The organism is Sphingobium sp. RS1 (genome assembly GCF_056156825.1).
The window spans coordinates 3,582,516-3,598,928 of sequence record NZ_JBLZXE010000002.1; the positions used below are offsets into that span (position 1 = coordinate 3,582,516).

Below are 16,413 nucleotides of genomic sequence, written 5' to 3' on the forward strand. Positions count from 1 at the left end.
GTCAGTCAGACTCCCGCCGCGAGGATGCGCGTACGCTCTTCCTCGGTGCGCGTCACATCCTCGACCGGGATGTAGAAGTCGCGCTTGTAGTTGAAGGTGTGGAAGATGGCGAAGCCGATCATGCCGACGAAGCTGAGCGCCGCCAGCCACCACATGTACCAGATCAGGGCGAAGCCGCAGACCGTGGCCAGACCCGCGAGGATCACGCCGGTGCCGGTGCTGCTGGGCATATGGATCGCCTGATAGCCGGTCAGCGGACGCTGATAGCCGTTGCGCTTCATGTCCGCCCAGCTGTCGGCGTCATAGACAACCGGCGTAAAGGCGAAATTATACTCCGGCGGGGGCGAGCTGGTCGCCCATTCCAGGGTGCGGCCATCCCACGGATCGCCTTCGACCTTGAGTTCGTCGCGCTTCCAGATGGAGACGGCGAACTGGAGGAGCATCGCGCCGATGCCGGCCGCGACGATGGCAGCGCCGATCGCGGCGACAACGAAGTAGATCTGGAGCGACGGATCGTCGAACACGCGCATACGACGTGTCACACCCATGAAGCCAAGGATGTAAAGCGGCGTGAAGGCGAGCCAGAAGCCGACCTGCCAGCACCAGAAGCTGACCTTGCCCCAGAATTCGTTCAGCTTGTAACCGAACGCCTTGGGCCACCAGTAGTTGATCGCAGCGAACAGGCCGAACAGCACGCCGCCGATGATCACGTTATGGAAGTGCGCGATCAGGAACAGCGAGTTGTGCAGCACGAAGTCGGCGGGCGGAACCGCCAGCATCACGCCGGTCATGCCGCCGACCGTGAAGGTCAGCATGAAGGCGACGGTCCACATCATCGGCAGTTCGAAGCGGACGCGGCCGCGATACATGGTGAAGAGCCAGTTGAAGAGCTTCGCACCCGTCGGGATCGAGATGATCATCGTCGTGATGCCGAAGAAGCTGTTGACGCTGGCACCCGAGCCCATGGTGAAGAAGTGGTGCAGCCACACGAGGTAGGAGAGCACCATGATGCAGCAGGTCGCGTAGACCATCGAGGTATAGCCGAACAGGCGCTTGCCCGAGAAGGTCGAGGTGACTTCCGAAAAGACGCCGAACAGCGGCAGGATGAGGATATAGACTTCCGGGTGACCCCAGATCCAGATCAGGTTCACGTACATCATCGGGTTGCCGCCGAAGTCGTTCGTGAAGAAGTTGGTGCCGGCATAGCGGTCGAGCGACAGCAGGACCAAAGTGGCGGTCAGGATCGGGAAGGAGGCGACGATCAGGATGTTCGCGCAGAGCGAGGTCCAGGTGAACACCGGCATCTTCATCAGCGACATGCCCGGCGCGCGCATCTTCACGATGGTCGCGATCAGGTTGATACCCGACAGGGTCGTGCCGACACCGGCCACCTGTAGTGCCCAGATATAATAGTCGACACCCGTGGCCGGGCTATAGTCGATCCCCGACAGCGGTGGATAGGCGAGCCAGCCGGTCTGGGCGAATTCGCCCAGGAACAGCGAGGCCATTACCAGCACCGCGCCCCCCGTGGTCATCCAGAACGAGAAATTGTTCAGGAAGGGGAAGCTGACGTCGCGCGCGCCGATCTGGAGCGGGACGATATAGTTCATCAGACCGGTGATGAACGGCATCGCCACGAAGAAGATCATGATGACGCCATGGGCCGTGAACACCTGGTCATAATGATGGGCGTTGAGATAGCCCTCGGACCCGTTGAAGGCGAGCGCCTGCTGGAGGCGCATCATGATGGCGTCGGCAAAGCCGCGCAGGAACATGATGAGGCCCAGCACCATATACATGATGCCGATCTTCTTGTGATCGACGCTGGTGAACCACTCTTTCCAGAGATAGCCCCAGAGCTTGAAATAGGTGAGCGCTGCGACCAGCGCCGCGCCGCCCAGCACCACCGCGCAGAATGTCGCGACGACGATGGGCTCATGCCATGGGAAGCTGTCCCATGTCAGACGACCGAAGATCATCTGTGCTGTTGTCATTGTGCCAGTCATGGGCCTTACCGATGCTGCGCGTGCGCGTCAGCGCCGCTGTGAGAGGAGTGATCCGCAGCCGGAGCATTCGACGCGCCGGGCGCGTCGGGGGCCGTCTGCTGGCCCTTGTTCCGGTCTTCCTGGTCGATCACATGGCTGTTGGGGAAGTCATATTGCAGCCCCTTGGTGTCGTGGGCCGATTCCTTGCCGGCGCCGCCCATCTGGTCGATGTGCATCAGGTCCTTCATGCAGCGCTGGCCCGGCTTGACGCACAGGTTGACGACGGCATCGAACAGATTGGCTTCGCTGGTGCCGAAATAGGCGACAGGCGCCTTTTCGGACGGCTTGGCCAGCGTCTGATAGACGGTGCGGTCCAGCGCGGTCTGGCTGGCCTTCACCTTGGCGACCCAGGCATCGAAACCGGCCTGGTCCAGCGACTGATAGCCAAAGCGCATATGGGTGAAGCCGGCGCCCGAATAGTTGGCGGAGAAGCCGACACCCTTGGCCGGCTTGTTGGCGACGGCGTGCAACTGCGTCTTCATGCCGGGCATGGCGTAGATCTGGCCGGCCAGTTCGGGAATGTAGAAGCTGTTCATGACGGTCGACGCGGTGATGTCGAAGCGGACCGGCACGTTGGTCGGCAGCGCCAGTTCATTGACGGTGGCGATGCCGAGGTCCGGGTAGATGAAGAGCCATTTCCAGTCGAGCGCGACGACCTGCACCGTCAGCGGCTTGACCTTGGGGTCGATTGCCGTCGTGGCGTCGATCCGGTCGAGCGGACGATAGGGGTCCAGCTTGTGCGTGCTCACCCAGGTCAAGGCGCCCAGCGCGATGATGATGAGCAGGGGCGCCGACCAGATCAGCAGTTCCAGCTTGGTGCTGTGATCCCAGTCCGGATCATAGTCCTTTTCGGTCGCTTCGTTGGTGGCGCGATAGCGCACCGCGAACCAGACGACCATTGCCATGACGGGGATGACGATCAGGAGCATCAGCGCGACCGAGATCAGGATCAGATCGCGCTGCTGCACCGCAATATCGCCCGACGGGTTCATCACGACCCAGTTGCAGCCCGCCAGCGGCGCCGCAAGAATCGGAGCGGACCAGCGCAAACGCCTGATCCAGTTGGGGGAGGGAGGGTTAGCCATGGCGCGCGCCTAATGGTTCCGCACAGAGTCGGATAGTGGGCAATTTGTCCAATTGTGTGCGGACGCAAAAAATGTTTGGGATATGGGATACTGCTTAGACTCTGCTCGTTTTCTGTTATGCTGTGATTCCACGGCCACTGGCAGACGACATAAGAACCGCACCGGTGGCCTTGCCAAGGAGCGGATGTCTATGAGTTCTGGGGCCATTGCCTTCACCTCCACGCCACTTGAGGATGATGCGCGCATGATCAATGCGCGCGACCAAAAGATCGCGCCGGGGGACATTTCCATCGGAGTAATCATCGGTCGCACCTCCGAATTCTTCGATTTCTTCGTCTACGCCATCGCTTCGGTGATCGTGTTTCCCAGCCTGGTCTTTCCCTATGTGGATGCGCTGACCGGCACCCTCTATTCCTTCGCGATCTTTGCCGTGGCGTTCGTGACCCGGCCGCTCGGATCGCTCATCTTCATGGCGATCGACCGGCGATATGGCCGGGGGACGAAGCTGACGGGCGCCCTGTTCCTGCTGGGCAGCTCCACCGTCGCCATCGCCTTCCTACCTGGATATGAGACGATTGGCCACTATGCCGCAGTCGTGCTGGTCATCCTGCGCGCCGCGCAGGGCATTGCGCTGGGCGGGACTTGGGATGGTCTGGCCTCGCTCCTCTCGCTCAATGCGCCGCAGCATCAGCGTGGCTGGTATGCCATGGTGCCGCAGCTTGGCGCGCCGCTGGCGTTGATCGTGGCGAGCGGCCTGTTCGCTTTCTCCATCCTCAACATGACGGAAGCCGATTTCCTCGACTGGGGCTGGCGCTATCCCTTCTTCGTTGCCTTTGCGATCAACGTCGTGGCGCTGTTCGCCCGGCTGCGCATCGTGGTGACGCATGAGTTCGAACGGCTGTTCGAGCAGCGCGACCTGCAACCCTCGCCGGTGCTGCCGACGCTGCAGAAGGAAGGGCGCAACATCGTCATCGGCGCCTTCGCGCCGCTGGCCAGCTTCGCGCTGTTCCACATGGTCACCGTCTTCCCGCTCTGCTGGGTGGCGCTCTACACCGACCAGCCGCTCGACCGTTTCCTCATCATCGAGATGATCGGTGCGTCGGTCGGCCTGCTCGCCATCGTCGTGTCGGGCTTCATCGCCGACCAGATCGGTCGTCGCTCGCTGCTCGGCTGGTCGGCGCTGGGCATCGCGATCTTCGCGCTGATGGCGCCGCTGCTGCTGAATGGCGGGGAACTGGGCGAGGTCGCCTTCATGATCCTCGGCTTCATGCTGCTCGGCCTGTCCTTCGGCCAGTCGTCGGGCGTCGTTGCGTCCAACTTCGCGACCGAGGCCCGCTATACCAGTTCGGCGCTGACGTCCGACCTTGCCTGGCTGGTCGGTGCCGGTTTCGCCCCGTTGGTCGCGCTGCTGCTGTCGGTGAAGTTCGGTCTGGCCGCGTCGGGCATCTACCTGCTGTCGGGTGCGGTGGCCACGATGATCGCGCTCTACGTCAACAAGGAACTGGCCGGCCGCGACCGTTAAGTCGCGGCGCGCCGCATACGCGCAAGCGCCTTCCGGTCGAACCATCCGGTCAGACCGGGGCGCGGACGCCAGCGGGGCAGCCAGTCGCCATAAAGACTAGCCAGACGCGCGGGGAGGCCCACCGGCCCCTCGCGCGTCATGATGTCGGACACGATGCGGTTCTGGTAGAAGCGCACCGAATAGTTGATCAGTCGCTTATACTGCATGCGCCAGGTCGAGGGGCGGGCGAGGCTCACCTGCTCCGCGATGAATCCCGCGCCTTCGCAAGCCAGCACCCGGCCATGCGCCCAATGGCTGTCGTCCTTGATGTCGGTATGCGCCCAGGCCGCGACCAGCCCGTCGTCGCCGATCAGATCCTCCGGCAGGCGCAGGCCATGCTGACGGATCGCCGCGACGAAACGGCCTGACAGGGCGTAAAGATCGCCGAACAGCCCGCCCTCGTCGCGCAGTCCCTGACGATAGGTTTCCACCATACGGCCGTTCATCGGCATGCCGGCGGCGGCGTTTGCATCCGGATGAGCGGCCAGATCGGCCAGCAGCGCGTCGAATGATCCGGGCGCGATTTCCGCGTCGCCGTCCATGAAGATCACCGCATCCTCATCGCCGGTCAGCAGATCATGGACCATATGGTTCCAGGTCCGCGACTTGCCGCCGGCCTTGATGTCATGGACGATGACATGGGGGCGATCCGTGGCTGCAGCGCGAGCGCGGGCGACGGTGTCGTCCGTGGTGCCGTTCACCAGCACATGAAAGATCGTGTCCGGCCGGTCGAGCGGGATGGAGGCGAGGCAGAGGGCGATCCGGCGCTCTTCCTGATGGGCGAAGATGGCAACGGCGACGCCCATGGATCAGCGGAAATCCCAGCCCTGCTGGCCATGCTGGCTGGCGTCCAGCCCGTCCGATTCCTCCTGCGCGCTGACCCGCATCGGAATGACGACGGACACGATCAGCGCCGCGATCGCGCTGCCGACCATGGCCCAGAGCGCGACGATGATGAGGCCGATCGCCTGCGATGTCAGCGCACCGGTCAGGCTGATATTGGCGTCGAAGCCTACCCCGCCCATCAGCGGCAGGACAAAGAAGGGCAGCAATAGCGTGCCGGTCAGGCCGCCAAGGCCATGAATGGCGAAGACCCCGGCGCTGTCGTCGACCTTGCCCGCGACGATCGCGGCGCCGGTGCGGGCGACGATGGCGGCGATCAGGCCGATCAGCATCGCCCCGCCAGTGCCGACCAAAGCGGCGCAGGCGGAAATGGCGGCGACGCCGGCCAGTGCGCCGGACAGGATTCCGGTGGCGCGGGTCCGGGCGCCGAGCAGTTTGTCGAGCAGGCCCCAGCCCAGCGCGGCGGCGCAGGCGGCGAAAAGATGGTTCAGGATGGCGGTCGCGGCATCATCAGTCGCGCCCAGCGCCCAGCCGCCGACCGCGCCCGACAGGCCGATCCACAGCAATGCGCCACCCGCCATGCTGAGCAGCGGCGTATGGCCGGGGTCCGAAGGTTCCCGCCGCGCACCGGCGATCAGGGCGAGGGCGAGGGCGGAGAAGCCCGCCGTGCCGTGCAGCACCAGCCCGCCGGCAAAATCCATGACGCCCAGATCCGCAAGCCAGCCGCCGCCCCAGACTGCATGGGTGACCGGGGCATAGACCAGCAACAGCCAGAGCGGAGTGAAGGCGATCCACCAGCCGATCCGCACTCGCTCCGTCACCGCGCCGACCAGCAGGCATGCGGCCAGCAGGGCGAGGGCAAGCTGGAACAGGACGAAGGCGGATTCGGGCACGGTCAGCCCGTCGCGCAACGCGCTGAGGTTGGCGAGCAGCAGATTGGACCCGCCGCCCAGCCAAGGACTGCCCGGCGCATAGGCGACGCTATAGCCGGCGATCGCGAAGGTCAGCGTGGCAGTGGCGGCGACCGCGGCCCCCTGCGCACAGACCGACAGGGCGTTGCGGACATTCACCTGCCCGGCGTGGCGCAGCATCAGCCCCGGCAGCGCGGCGAGCAGCAGCAGCAGCGCGCACAGGATCATCCAGCCGGTATCGCCGCTATCGGCGACGGCCACCTGCGCCGATGCAGGCTGCGGCAAGGCCAGTGCGGCAAGAAAGGGCAAGGCAAGGGCAAGGCGCATGGTCGGGAATCCGGCTGTCAGGGACGCGGCCTGTCTAGCGGCAGGCTGGTAAAGTTTTCGATAAGCAACGGGCGGTCAAGGGGAATGCGATGGCATGATCGTGGGCAGGGCATATGTCTGGCGCGGCAGGGATAGGCCGTGGCGCTCATGTCCGGTCATGCCGACGCGACAGTCAAAGTTCACAGCGTCGCCCGGATTTTGCGCCTGAAGCGCCCCCGAGGCGCTCGCGACGCTTCCCCGAAACCTCGCTGAAGCGTCACCGAAGCGCCGCCCGGGTCACAGGCATGCGCCATCACGTCACATAGAGGCGCCATGGCGCGGACTGGCACGGGGCCGTAGAGTGGGCTGGTCGTGGGAGCGGCGGGCAAAGCTTTCATCCCGCAGGATAGATCAGAGAAAATCCTACATTGGAAGCGGAGCGGGGGCTGACGGAGAGCGAATAGGGGTACGCTTTCCTTCGACGTCGCCCCGGATTTAATCCGGGGTGACGCTTTTTACCGCCAGCGCTTGCAGGAAAAGCGGGATGCGGGTCAAGCCTGTCCCGAGCCTGTCGAAGGGCCCGGCATGACGGAAGAGAGTATGGCAGGTTTCGACCGAGGCTGTGTAAAAACGTCTCGCCGTCAGCGAAACGAACAACTTCTGAATCTGCACCGCAGATCTCGCGAACGGAAAGAAACGGGTGGCAAGGCTCCGTGAATCAAAGTTGCGCGGCTGAGCGCGTCATCGACGTTTTTACACAGCCTCGACCACTTTTTGCCGTTCCACCCGCAGCCCTTACTCTCCAACAGCGGACATAGCTATTGCGTCGGCCAACGATTGAGCGGTTCCTGACGCGCAAGTGCGACGGTTTTCTCATCTCTTTCTTCGATGTTGATTACATGCCTTGCGGAAAATGGAAGCTCTGTTCCGAGCCAAAATTCATCATTCTCGGCGATGGCACTGGGTTCATTGTCGAGCATACCCAGATACCCGCCATTTATGCGCTCTCTAACGAGAACCCACATCCGCTCCACGGCGACATTGTCATCACCGTCGTCGACGCTTATGCGAAAGATCAGTTTTGCAAGGTCTCCGGGTTCGAGGCTTTCTCGCCTTTGCCGGTCGGGTATCCAAAACGTCTCTGGCGCAGCGGCGTGGCAACTCTCGCCATCATCAAGGCACCACCCGTCAGTTTGGAAATCTGGCTCTCGCATGACGCGATCATAGCTCAGAGTGGAATGTCTGCAAGGCGCTGGAACCTACCCGTTAGACGACCGTCCCCTCTCTACCCTTTTCGTCATTGCGAGCGGAGCGAAGCAATCCATGTCGCGCCTGTGGATTGCTTCGCTTCGCTCGCAATGACGGCAGGAGAGCCCACCCATTTCACCCAAACCGACTTCTACCGTCCAGCCTGCGCCTGGAACCACGGCACCATGCGCGCGATCGCATCCTGGACCCGGTCGGTCGATACCGCGAAGCTGAAGCGGATGAAGCGGTGGCCGTCGACGGGGTCGAAATCCACGCCGGGGGCGGTCGCCACGCCGGTTTCGCGCAGCAATTTCTGGCAGAAGCCGAGGCTGTCATTGGTCAAATGGCTGATGTCGGCATAGATATAGAAGGCGCCATCGGGCGGTGCGATGCTGGCAAGGCCGAGCGCGGGCAGGGCGTCCAGCAGCAATTGCCGGTTGCGGCGATAGCCCTCGACATGCCCTTCCAGTTCGTCGGTGCAATCGAAGGCGGTCAGGCCCGCGCGCTGCGCCAGCACGGGCGGCGTCAGGAAGAGATTGCCCATCCGCGCCCGCGAGACGTCGATCAGCGCCGGCGGCACCACGATCCAGCCCAGCCGCCAGCCGGCCATGCTGTAATATTTGGAGAAGCTGTTCACGATCAGCGCGTCGGACGCGAACTCCAGCATCGACCGGGCCGGCGCGCCGAAGCTGAGGCCGTGATAGATTTCATCGGAAATGATGCGGATGCCGCGGTCCGCGCAGACCTTCGCGATCGCCGCCAGTTCGTCTGCCGGAATGATCGTGCCGGTGGGATTGGCAGGGCTGGCCAGGATCAGGCCATCTGGCGCAGGATCGATCGCGGCCAGCGCGTCGGCGCTGATCTGGTACCGTTCGGCTGGGCCGCAGGCGACCTCGACCGGCTCCAGATAGAGCGCCTTCAGATTATTGCGATAGGCGACATAGCCCGGCCGCGCAGTGGCGACGCGGGCGCCCGGCGCGAACAGGCTGGTCAGCGCCAGCACCAGCCCCGGCGACGCGCCGCAGGTCAGCAATATCTGCTCCGGATCGACCGCCACGCCATGCTTCTCGCCATAATGGCGCGCAATCCGTTCCTTCAGCGCCGGGCTTTCCCAATAGCCCATCGGCTCGGTATCCAGCACCTGATGCGCCACCGCGATCGCCTCGGCCGGGGCGCCGGTCGATGGCTGGCCGAACTCCATGTGCAGGATCGAACGGCCCTGCGCTTCGAGGGCGTGGGCCTCGCGGCTGATGGCGATGGCGTGGAAGGGGGAGATGTCGGCAACCATGGGGGCGTGCCTATTATGGCGGGGCAACCATGTCCATGGCCGGCGCGTTTTGACCGGCATGACCTCGACGCTGCTCCCTGCCCTGCAATATTATGGCGCGGGGGCCGCGACCTTGGCGGCGCTGGTCGTGTCGCTCAATCTGGGACGACGCATAACCGGATGGGCATTTGTGCTGTTCGTCACCAGTTCAGTAGCGCTGATCGGCTGGGGCTTTCTGGATAAGGACAGCGAAGGGATAGGCTGGCAGAATGTCGCGCTGCTGGCGATCAACGCCGTGGGGGTATGGCGCTATCTGATTTCGGATCATGAGGTGAAAAATTAAACCCGATCCGTTCGTTTCGAGCGTAGTTGAGAAACGGGAAGCGCCTGGCCATGCGTTTCTCGACACTCTCGAAACGAACAGATGCGGTTTCAGATTTCGCTGATCCACACCTCGACCGGTACGGCATCTTGCAACAGCGCCAGCCGGATCGGCAGTTCCTCCACCGGGCCACCCGCCAGCGCGCGATCATAGACCGCCTTCTTTCCCGCGCCGCTGATCTGGAGGAAGATATGGCGGCTCTGCAAGATCGCATGCGCGGTCAGCGACATCCGCTGATGCGGCGCCACCGGGGGCGTGGCGGCGATGGTCAGCGCCTTGCTGCTGAGGCCCTCGGCCAATTCCTTGCCTTCGGGGAAAAGCGAAGCGGTATGGCCATCATCGCCCATGCCCAGCAGGACGATGTCGAGCGGCCAGGGCAGGGCGGCAAAGTCCGCCTCGACCGCTGCCTGCCCGGCATAGGCGTCGGCCGCGTCCGTCTTCATCGGCACGAAGCGCGCCTGCGCGGTCGCGCCCTGCAACAAAGTCTCGCGCACCAGTCGCTCGTTGCTGTCGGCGGTGTCCGGCGTGACCCAGCGCTCGTCCACCAGCGTCACGACGACCTTGCGCCAGTCGAGATCGACCCGGCTCAGCGCCTCCAGCACCGGGCGAGGCGACCGGCCGCCGGACAGCGCGATGCTGGCGACCCCGCGCGCGGCAATGCCATCGGTCAGCAGCGTGGCGATGCGCGCGGCGATATCGGCGGCGGCCTCTCCCCCGGTGGCGAAAAGATGTTCGGTCGGCATGGGGTTACTCCGCAATGTCTGGGAGGGTGCAAATGTCCACCCATGTCGCCCCGGTCAAGGCCGCCAGTCGATCCGGAGTCAGTTCGACCGACGTGGTGCGCGATCCGGCCGCCGGAAAGACGGTGGCGAAATCGCGCAGCGACACATCGCAATAGACGGGCAGGGGCTGGGCCAGGCCAAAGGGGCATACGCCGCCGACCGGATGGCCGGTCAGTGCCTCCACCTCATGCTCGCTGAGCATGCGCGGCTTGGCGCCCAGCACGGCCTTGGCCTTGCCGTTGCTCAGGCGCGCGTCACCCCGCGCGCAGACCAGCACCACCGTCTCGCCCACCCGCAGCGACAATGTCTTGGCGATCCGCGCCGGTTCCACGCCCAGCGCAGCGGCGGCTTCGGCCACCGTCGCGGTGCTGACGCCCTGATCGATGATCCTGATATCGGGCGCCTCTGCCGCGAAGAAGGCGCGGACGCTGTCTGCGCTCATGCCTCCTGGCGCTCGCCCAGCTTGCGTTCCCAGGCGAGGGCATGGCGCACGATCTGGTCCAGATCGGCATGGCGCGGCGTCCAGGGGAAGGTCTTGAGGATTGCGCCATTGTCGGAAATCAACTGACCCGGATCGCCTGCCCGCCGGCCGACCATCACCCGCTGGATCGGATTGTTGGTCGCGCGGTCGACCGCGTCCAGCACTTCCAACACGGAAAAGCCCCGGCCATAGCCGCAATTGAGCAGATGGTTGCGCTCCGGTTCCGCCATCAGCGCCTCCAGCGCCAGCAGATGCGCGGCGGCAAGGTCGGTGACATGGATATAGTCGCGTACGCCCGTGCCGTCCGGCGTATCGAAATCGGTGCCGAACACGGCCACGCTCTCGCGCTTGCCCAGCGCCGCTTCCACCGCGACCTTGATAAGGTGGGTGGCGCCGGCCGTCGACTGGCCGGTACGGCCCTGCGGGTCGGCGCCCGCGACGTTGAAGTAGCGCAGCGCGCAGAAATTCATGGGGTGGGCTGCCGACACGTCGCGCAGCATATACTCCGTCATCAGCTTCGACATGCCATAGGGATTGATCGGCCGCTGCGGCGTATCCTCCCGCACCGCCTCCACATCGGGCGTGCCATAGGTGGCGGCGGTGGAGGAGAAGATGAAATGCGGCACGCCCACCCGCACCGCGCTTTCGATCAGGTCACGGGTCTTGGCGCTGTTGTTGTGATAATATTTGAGGGGATTCTCGACCGATTCCGGCACCACGACCGAACCGGCGAAATGCATGATCGCCCGCACATCATGGGCGCGCAGCGTGGCTTCGACTAAAGGCTGGTCGGCAATGTCGCCGCGCACCAGCGTCACGTCCTGCGGCACCGCCCAGTCGAATCCGGTGACCAGATTGTCGATCACCACCACGCCATAGCCGGCATCCTTCAGCGCCAGCACGGCATGGCTGCCGATATAGCCCGCGCCGCCCGTGACCAGTACCGTCGGCTTGTTCATAAGAAAAAGTCTCCCCGAGATGTTCGGGGAGACCTAGCCGACTGTCGTTAAGATTTACAGACGGATCATGCCGCGGCCTTTGCCGGCACCGGGCGATAGAAGGTCGCCCCGCTCGCCGCCATGTCCCGCAACTGCTGCGTCGGCGCAAAGCGCGGGCCATGTTCGGCCGCCAGCCGATCCAGCACGGCGACGACATGGGCGATGCCGACCGTGTCCATATGGCTGAACGGCCCGCCGGTATAGGGCGCGAAGCCCCAGCCGAAGATCGCGCCGATATCGCCATCTTCCGGGGTTTCCAGCACGCCTTCCTCGAAACAGCGGGCACATTCGATCAACTGGCGATAGAGGAGGCGCTCCTTCACCGCCTCGACATCGGGCTGCTCTGCGGCGCGCGGGAACATCTCGCCCAGCACCGGTGACAGATGCTTCTTGCCGCCTTCGGGATAGTCGTACCAGCCCTTGCCATTCTTGCGCCCCAGACGCCCGGCCTCGACCATCTTCACCATGATGTCGTCCGAACCTTGTGGGACATAGGCGTCGCCAAGTTCCTTCTTGGCGGCGCTCATGATCTTCCAGCCCAGTTCGATCGACACCTCATCGCTGACGGCGAGCGGCCCGGTCGGCATGCCCAGCTGCTTGCCGGCATTTTCGATGAGTGCCGGATTGACGCCTTCGCCGACCAGTTCCGCACCTTCCTGCACATAGGTGCCGAAGCTGCGCGAGGTGTAGAAGCCGCGACTGTCATGCACGACGATCGGGGTCTTCCTGATCTGCGCGACGAAATCGAGCGCCTTGGCGATGGCGGCCGGGCCGGTCTTTTCGCCCAGGATGATTTCCACCAGCGGCATCTTCTCGACTGGCGAGAAGAAGTGGACGCCGATGAAATTCTCCGGCTTGCTCCAGGCCTGCGCCAGCTTCGTGATGGGCAAAGTGGAGGTGTTGGAGCCGAAGATGGTGTCGGCGCCCAGCACGGCCTCGACCTGCTTGGTCACTTCCGCCTTGATGCTCACATCCTCGAACACCGCTTCGATCACGAAGTCGGCACCGGCGAGCGCGGCATAGTCCGTGGTCGGCGTTACGCGGGCGAGGGTGGCCGCCATCTTCTCGGGCGTCATGCCCTTGCCCAGGCGCTTTTTCAGCACCTCCTCGACATGCGCCTTGCCCTTTTCCGCATAGGCCTGGTCACGGTCGAACAGCACGACCTCCATGCCGGCCTGCGCGGCCACGGTGGCGATGCCCGCACCCATCATGCCTGCACCCAGCATGGCCAGCTTCGTCGTTGGTGCCTTGGGCTGATCCTTGGGACGGCGCGCGCCGCGCTCTGCGGCCTGCTTGTTGACGAACAGGGTGCGGATCATGTTCGACGCCTGCGGGTCGGCGGCGACCTTGGCGAAATATTTGCTCTCGATCCGGATCGCCCGGTCCATCGGCAATGTGATGCCTTCATAGACAGCGGACAGCAGGGCGATCGGCGCGTTCATGTTGCGCTGCGTCTGCTTCAGCGTCATCGGCAGGGCGCCGGCCATGGTCTGCACGAAGGCGGGGTTGAAACCGCCCGCGCCGCCCGGAACCTTGAAGCCCTTTACGTCCCAGGGCTGGGTGCTGGCGGTCGGATTGGCCTTCACCCACTCCTTCGCCGCCGCAACCGCCGTGCCTTGCGGCACCACGCCGTCCACGACCTTCAGCATCGCGGCTTCGGCCGGGCGGAACAGCTTGCCCTGAAGCATGTACATCAGTGACGCCTGCACGCCCATGATGCGCGGCAGGCGCTGCGACCCGCCGCCGCCGGGGAACAGGCCGATCAGGATTTCGGGCAGGCCCAGTTGCGTCTTCGGGCTGTCGCCGACGAAACGGCGATGACAGGCCAGCGCCAGTTCGAACCCGCCACCGACACAGGTGCCCTCAATGGCGCAGGCGATCGGCTTGCCGCTGGTTTCAAGGCGACGGAATAGCGCGTTAAGCACGAAAACCTTGTCGAAGATGGCGGCCGGGGCAGGGCGATCGCCGCTCTCGCTTGCCAGCATCGACCCGAAATATTTGAGGTCCATCCCGGCCATGAAGCCGCTGTCCTTGCCCGACGCGATGACTGCGCCCTTGATGCCGTCTTCCGACGCGATGCGCGTGATCGCGGCGTCCAGGTCGCTCAGGAAGTCTGGGCCGATGACGTTCATCGACTGGCCCGGCACGTCGATCGTCAGGGTGGCGATGCCGTCGGCGTCGATGTCGAATGCGATGGTCTGCATTGGTTTGACCTTTACTCTCCGTTCGCCCTGAGCCTGTCGAAGGGCTTTTCTTTCTTAGAAAAGGAAGGGGCTTCGACAGGCTCAGCCCGAACGGGAAATGGAAGTTAAATACGCTCGATGATGATGCCGGTGCCCATGCCCGCGCCGACGCACAGGTTGATGAGCGCGGTGCCCTTGCCAGAGCGTTCCAGTTCATCCAGCGCCGTGCCCAGCACCATCGCCCCGGTCGCGCCGAGCGGATGGCCCATGGCGATCGCGCCGCCATTCACGTTGATCTTGCTGTGATCCAGATCCATCGCCTGCATGTAGCGCAGCACGACCGATGCAAAGGCCTCGTTCAGTTCCCACAGGTCAATGTCGGCGGCACTCATGCCCGCGCGCGCCAGCAGCTTGCCCGCGACAAATTCCGGCCCGGTCAGCATGATGAGCGGCTCCGAGCCGATCGAGGCCATCGCCTTGATCCGTGCGCGGGGCTTCAGGCCATATTTCTCGCCCATATCCTTGTTGCCGACCAGCACGGCGGCGGCGCCATCGACGATGCCGCTGCTGTTGCCGGCATGGTGGATATGGTTGACTTTCTCCAGTTCGGGATAGCGCAGCAGGGCGACGGTATCGAAGCCCGGCATCTCCTCGCCCAAGGCGGTGAAGCTGGGCTTCAAGGCGCCGAGCGACTGCATCGTCGCATCAGGACGCATATGTTCGTCATGGTCCAGCACGATGCCGCCGATCACGTCCTTCACCGGCACGATCGACTTTTTGAAGCGGCCTTCGTCCCACGCCTGCTTGGCGCGCTTCTGGCTCTCGACCGCATAGGCGTCCGCATCGTCGCGGCTGATGCCGAATTTGGTGGCGATCACGTCTGCGCCGATGCCTTGCGGCGCGAAATAGGTTTTGTAGGCGACCGCCGGGTCCATCGCCCAGGCACCGCCGTCCGACGCCATCGGCACGCGGCTCATCGATTCGACGCCGCCGCCGATCGCGAACATCGCTTCGCCCGAATAGACCTTCGCGGCGGCCATGTTCACGGCTTCCAGGCCAGAAGCACAGAAACGGTTGATCTGCACGCCTGGCACGGTCTGCGCATAGTCTGCATTCAGCACGGCGACGCGGGCAATGTCCGCGCCCTGCTCGCCCACCGGACTGACGCAGCCCAGGATGACGTCATCGACGTCGGCGGTGTCGATCTGGCTGCGGTCGCGCACTGCTTCCAGCACCTGCGTTGCCAGCTGGATCGGGGTGATTTCGTGCAGCGACCCGTCCGCCTTGCCCCGGCCACGGGGCGTCCTGACGGCGTCGTAAATATAGGCTTCCATGTTCAATCCCTCTCCGTGGGGGCCGTTCCGGCGCTTCGGATTTCGCTGCTGAATGTATTTACGTTTACGTAAAGTGCAAGTGTCTATTACGCCGTTCGCGCGTTCGCCAGCATGCCGTAGCGGCAGTTTCGCACTATCGATTTACCTGTCCAACTCGCTGTCGCATTTCGCGCCTTTCCACCGGCGAATCCCCATGGCATTTCAGGCCCATGCGCATCGCCATCCTGTCCGACATTCATGGCAATATCGTCGCACTGGACGCTGTGCTGGCGGACGTCGCGACGCGGGGTGCCGATGCGATCGTCAATCTGGGCGATATCCTGTCCGGCCCGCTTTTCCCCTGCGAAACGGCGGACCGGCTGATGGCGCTGAACCTGCCGACCATCCGCGGCAATCATGAACGGCAATTACTGACCCATGATCCGGCCCGCATGGGCGCGTCCGACCTCTACACGCATCAGCAGTTGCAACCGCGTCATCGGGACTGGATCGCGGCGCTGCCTGACCAGCTCTGGCTGACCGACGATGTGCTGATGGTCCATGGCGCGCCGGGGGACGATCTCTGCTACTGGCTGGAAACACTGGGCCCGCGAGGGCTGCGTCCCGCCAGCGCCGCTGAGGTGGAGGCGCGGGCAGGGGGCGTCGTCGCGCCGCTGATCCTGTGCGGCCATACCCATATCCCGCGCATCCATCGCCGACCGGGCGGGGGCCTGATCGTCAATCCCGGCAGCGTCGGCCTGCCCGCCTATGCCGACGATCATCCCTTCCCGCACAAGGTCGAAACCGGATCGCCCCATGCCCGCTATGCCATGGTCGAGCGGATCGACGGGGTGTGGCGGGCGCAACTGATCGCCATTCCCTATGACTGGGAAGCGGCCGCCTGCGCCGCACAGGCCCATGGGCGCCCCGACTGGGCCGTCGCGCTGCGCACGGGGCATGTCTGACCGGGGATGTCTCATGGGCATGTCCAGAAGCGTTGCACCTGCG

Annotated in this window: 14 protein-coding genes; 3 read left to right on the plus strand and 11 right to left on the minus strand. The window is 64.2% G+C overall.

Translation table 11 applies throughout. The features are described from left to right. Positions 1–5: 5 nt before the first annotated feature. Together cyoB and cyoA are read right to left on the minus strand one after the other, a co-directional pair. Positions 6–2,006 (minus strand): cytochrome o ubiquinol oxidase subunit I, encoded by a 2,001-nt coding sequence (gene cyoB / locus ACNHGR_RS19300; protein WP_184270912.1) that lies wholly within the window; start codon positions 2,004–2,006, stop codon positions 6–8. 5 nt (positions 2,007–2,011) lie between these two features. Then, the gene (cyoA, locus tag ACNHGR_RS19305; RefSeq protein WP_475288108.1) at positions 2,012–3,130 is read right to left on the minus strand and encodes a ubiquinol oxidase subunit II; all 1,119 of its coding nucleotides are present in this window, start codon (positions 3,128–3,130) and stop codon (positions 2,012–2,014) included. A 190-nt stretch (positions 3,131–3,320) separates the two neighbouring features. Here cyoA and ACNHGR_RS19310 point away from each other — a divergent pair, with 190 nt between their 5' ends. After that, on the plus strand, positions 3,321–4,652 hold the full coding sequence (locus tag ACNHGR_RS19310) for an MFS transporter (protein WP_475288109.1): 1,332 nt from the start codon (positions 3,321–3,323) through the stop codon (positions 4,650–4,652). Here the strand turns inward: ACNHGR_RS19310 and ACNHGR_RS19315 are convergent. The 4 genes from ACNHGR_RS19315 to ACNHGR_RS19330 form a co-directional block, all read right to left on the minus strand. Next, positions 4,649–5,497 (minus strand): glycosyltransferase, encoded by an 849-nt coding sequence (locus tag ACNHGR_RS19315; RefSeq protein ID WP_475288111.1) that lies wholly within the window; start codon positions 5,495–5,497, stop codon positions 4,649–4,651. The two genes, ACNHGR_RS19310 and ACNHGR_RS19315, sit on opposite strands and share 4 nt — an antisense overlap. Positions 5,498–5,500: 3 nt before the next feature. Continuing rightward, positions 5,501–6,772 carry an ammonium transporter gene (locus tag ACNHGR_RS19320; RefSeq protein WP_475288112.1) on the minus strand — a complete coding sequence of 424 codons (1,272 nt, stop codon included), beginning with the start codon at positions 6,770–6,772 and terminating at the stop codon, positions 5,501–5,503. Positions 6,773–7,569: 797 nt separating this feature from the next. Then, positions 7,570–7,965 (minus strand): hypothetical protein, encoded by a 396-nt coding sequence (locus ACNHGR_RS19325; protein ID WP_475288114.1) that lies wholly within the window; start codon positions 7,963–7,965, stop codon positions 7,570–7,572. Positions 7,966–8,150: 185 nt separating this feature from the next. Further along, positions 8,151–9,287, minus strand: coding sequence for a pyridoxal phosphate-dependent aminotransferase (locus ACNHGR_RS19330; protein ID WP_475288116.1), 1,137 nt, complete (start codon positions 9,285–9,287; stop codon positions 8,151–8,153). A gap of 58 nt (positions 9,288–9,345) precedes the next feature. Here ACNHGR_RS19330 and ACNHGR_RS19335 point away from each other — a divergent pair, with 58 nt between their 5' ends. Further along, positions 9,346–9,609 carry a hypothetical protein gene (locus ACNHGR_RS19335; RefSeq protein ID WP_475288483.1) on the plus strand — a complete coding sequence of 88 codons (264 nt, stop codon included), beginning with the start codon at positions 9,346–9,348 and terminating at the stop codon, positions 9,607–9,609. A gap of 89 nt (positions 9,610–9,698) precedes the next feature. Here the strand turns inward: ACNHGR_RS19335 and pgl are convergent, their stop codons facing one another. From pgl to ACNHGR_RS19360, 5 genes are all read right to left on the minus strand, one after another. Next, complete coding sequence (pgl, locus tag ACNHGR_RS19340; RefSeq protein WP_475288118.1) at positions 9,699–10,391, minus strand: 6-phosphogluconolactonase; 693 nt, start codon at positions 10,389–10,391, stop codon at positions 9,699–9,701. A 4-nt stretch (positions 10,392–10,395) separates the two neighbouring features. After that, on the minus strand, positions 10,396–10,872 hold the full coding sequence (locus ACNHGR_RS19345; RefSeq protein WP_475288119.1) for a YbaK/EbsC family protein: 477 nt from the start codon (positions 10,870–10,872) through the stop codon (positions 10,396–10,398). After that, positions 10,869–11,870 carry a UDP-glucose 4-epimerase GalE gene (galE, locus tag ACNHGR_RS19350; RefSeq protein ID WP_475288120.1) on the minus strand — a complete coding sequence of 334 codons (1,002 nt, stop codon included), beginning with the start codon at positions 11,868–11,870 and terminating at the stop codon, positions 10,869–10,871. Before galE ends, ACNHGR_RS19345 begins: the two co-directional genes overlap by 4 nt. Before the next feature lie 65 nt (positions 11,871–11,935). After that, positions 11,936–14,113: a 3-hydroxyacyl-CoA dehydrogenase NAD-binding domain-containing protein gene (locus tag ACNHGR_RS19355; protein ID WP_475288121.1), complete on the minus strand. Its 2,178-nt coding sequence runs from the start codon at positions 14,111–14,113 to the stop codon at positions 11,936–11,938. A 104-nt stretch (positions 14,114–14,217) separates the two neighbouring features. After that, positions 14,218–15,426 carry an acetyl-CoA C-acetyltransferase gene (locus tag ACNHGR_RS19360; protein ID WP_475288123.1) on the minus strand — a complete coding sequence of 403 codons (1,209 nt, stop codon included), beginning with the start codon at positions 15,424–15,426 and terminating at the stop codon, positions 14,218–14,220. 209 nt (positions 15,427–15,635) lie between these two features. Between ACNHGR_RS19360 and ACNHGR_RS19365 the strand changes: the two genes are divergently transcribed. Then, on the plus strand, positions 15,636–16,370 hold the full coding sequence (locus tag ACNHGR_RS19365; RefSeq protein WP_475288124.1) for a metallophosphoesterase family protein: 735 nt from the start codon (positions 15,636–15,638) through the stop codon (positions 16,368–16,370). Positions 16,371–16,413 lie beyond the last annotated feature (43 nt).

Bases quoted from the DNA above. Each gene is read 5' to 3' on its own strand.
- ACNHGR_RS19310 (WP_475288109.1), top strand. From the start codon at position 3,321: ATGAGTTCTGGGGCCATTGCCTTCACCTCCACGCCACTTGAGGATGAT.
- ACNHGR_RS19335 (WP_475288483.1), top strand. From the start codon at position 9,346: ATGACCTCGACGCTGCTCCCTGCCCTGCAATATTATGGCGCGGGGGCC.
- ACNHGR_RS19360 (WP_475288123.1), bottom strand. From the start codon at position 15,426: ATGGAAGCCTATATTTACGACGCCGTCAGGACGCCCCGTGGCCGGGGC.
- galE (WP_475288120.1), bottom strand. From the start codon at position 11,870: ATGAACAAGCCGACGGTACTGGTCACGGGCGGCGCGGGCTATATCGGC.
- ACNHGR_RS19365 (WP_475288124.1), top strand. From the start codon at position 15,636: ATGCGCATCGCCATCCTGTCCGACATTCATGGCAATATCGTCGCACTG.
- ACNHGR_RS19315 (WP_475288111.1), bottom strand. From the start codon at position 5,497: ATGGGCGTCGCCGTTGCCATCTTCGCCCATCAGGAAGAGCGCCGGATC.
- ACNHGR_RS19330 (WP_475288116.1), bottom strand. From the start codon at position 9,287: ATGGTTGCCGACATCTCCCCCTTCCACGCCATCGCCATCAGCCGCGAG.
- ACNHGR_RS19355 (WP_475288121.1), bottom strand. From the start codon at position 14,113: ATGCAGACCATCGCATTCGACATCGACGCCGACGGCATCGCCACCCTG.
- ACNHGR_RS19325 (WP_475288114.1), bottom strand. From the start codon at position 7,965: ATGCGAGAGCCAGATTTCCAAACTGACGGGTGGTGCCTTGATGATGGC.
- ACNHGR_RS19345 (WP_475288119.1), bottom strand. From the start codon at position 10,872: ATGAGCGCAGACAGCGTCCGCGCCTTCTTCGCGGCAGAGGCGCCCGAT.
- cyoA (WP_475288108.1), bottom strand. From the start codon at position 3,130: ATGGCTAACCCTCCCTCCCCCAACTGGATCAGGCGTTTGCGCTGGTCC.
- cyoB (WP_184270912.1), bottom strand. From the start codon at position 2,006: ATGACTGGCACAATGACAACAGCACAGATGATCTTCGGTCGTCTGACA.
- pgl (WP_475288118.1), bottom strand. From the start codon at position 10,391: ATGCCGACCGAACATCTTTTCGCCACCGGGGGAGAGGCCGCCGCCGAT.
- ACNHGR_RS19320 (WP_475288112.1), bottom strand. From the start codon at position 6,772: ATGCGCCTTGCCCTTGCCTTGCCCTTTCTTGCCGCACTGGCCTTGCCG.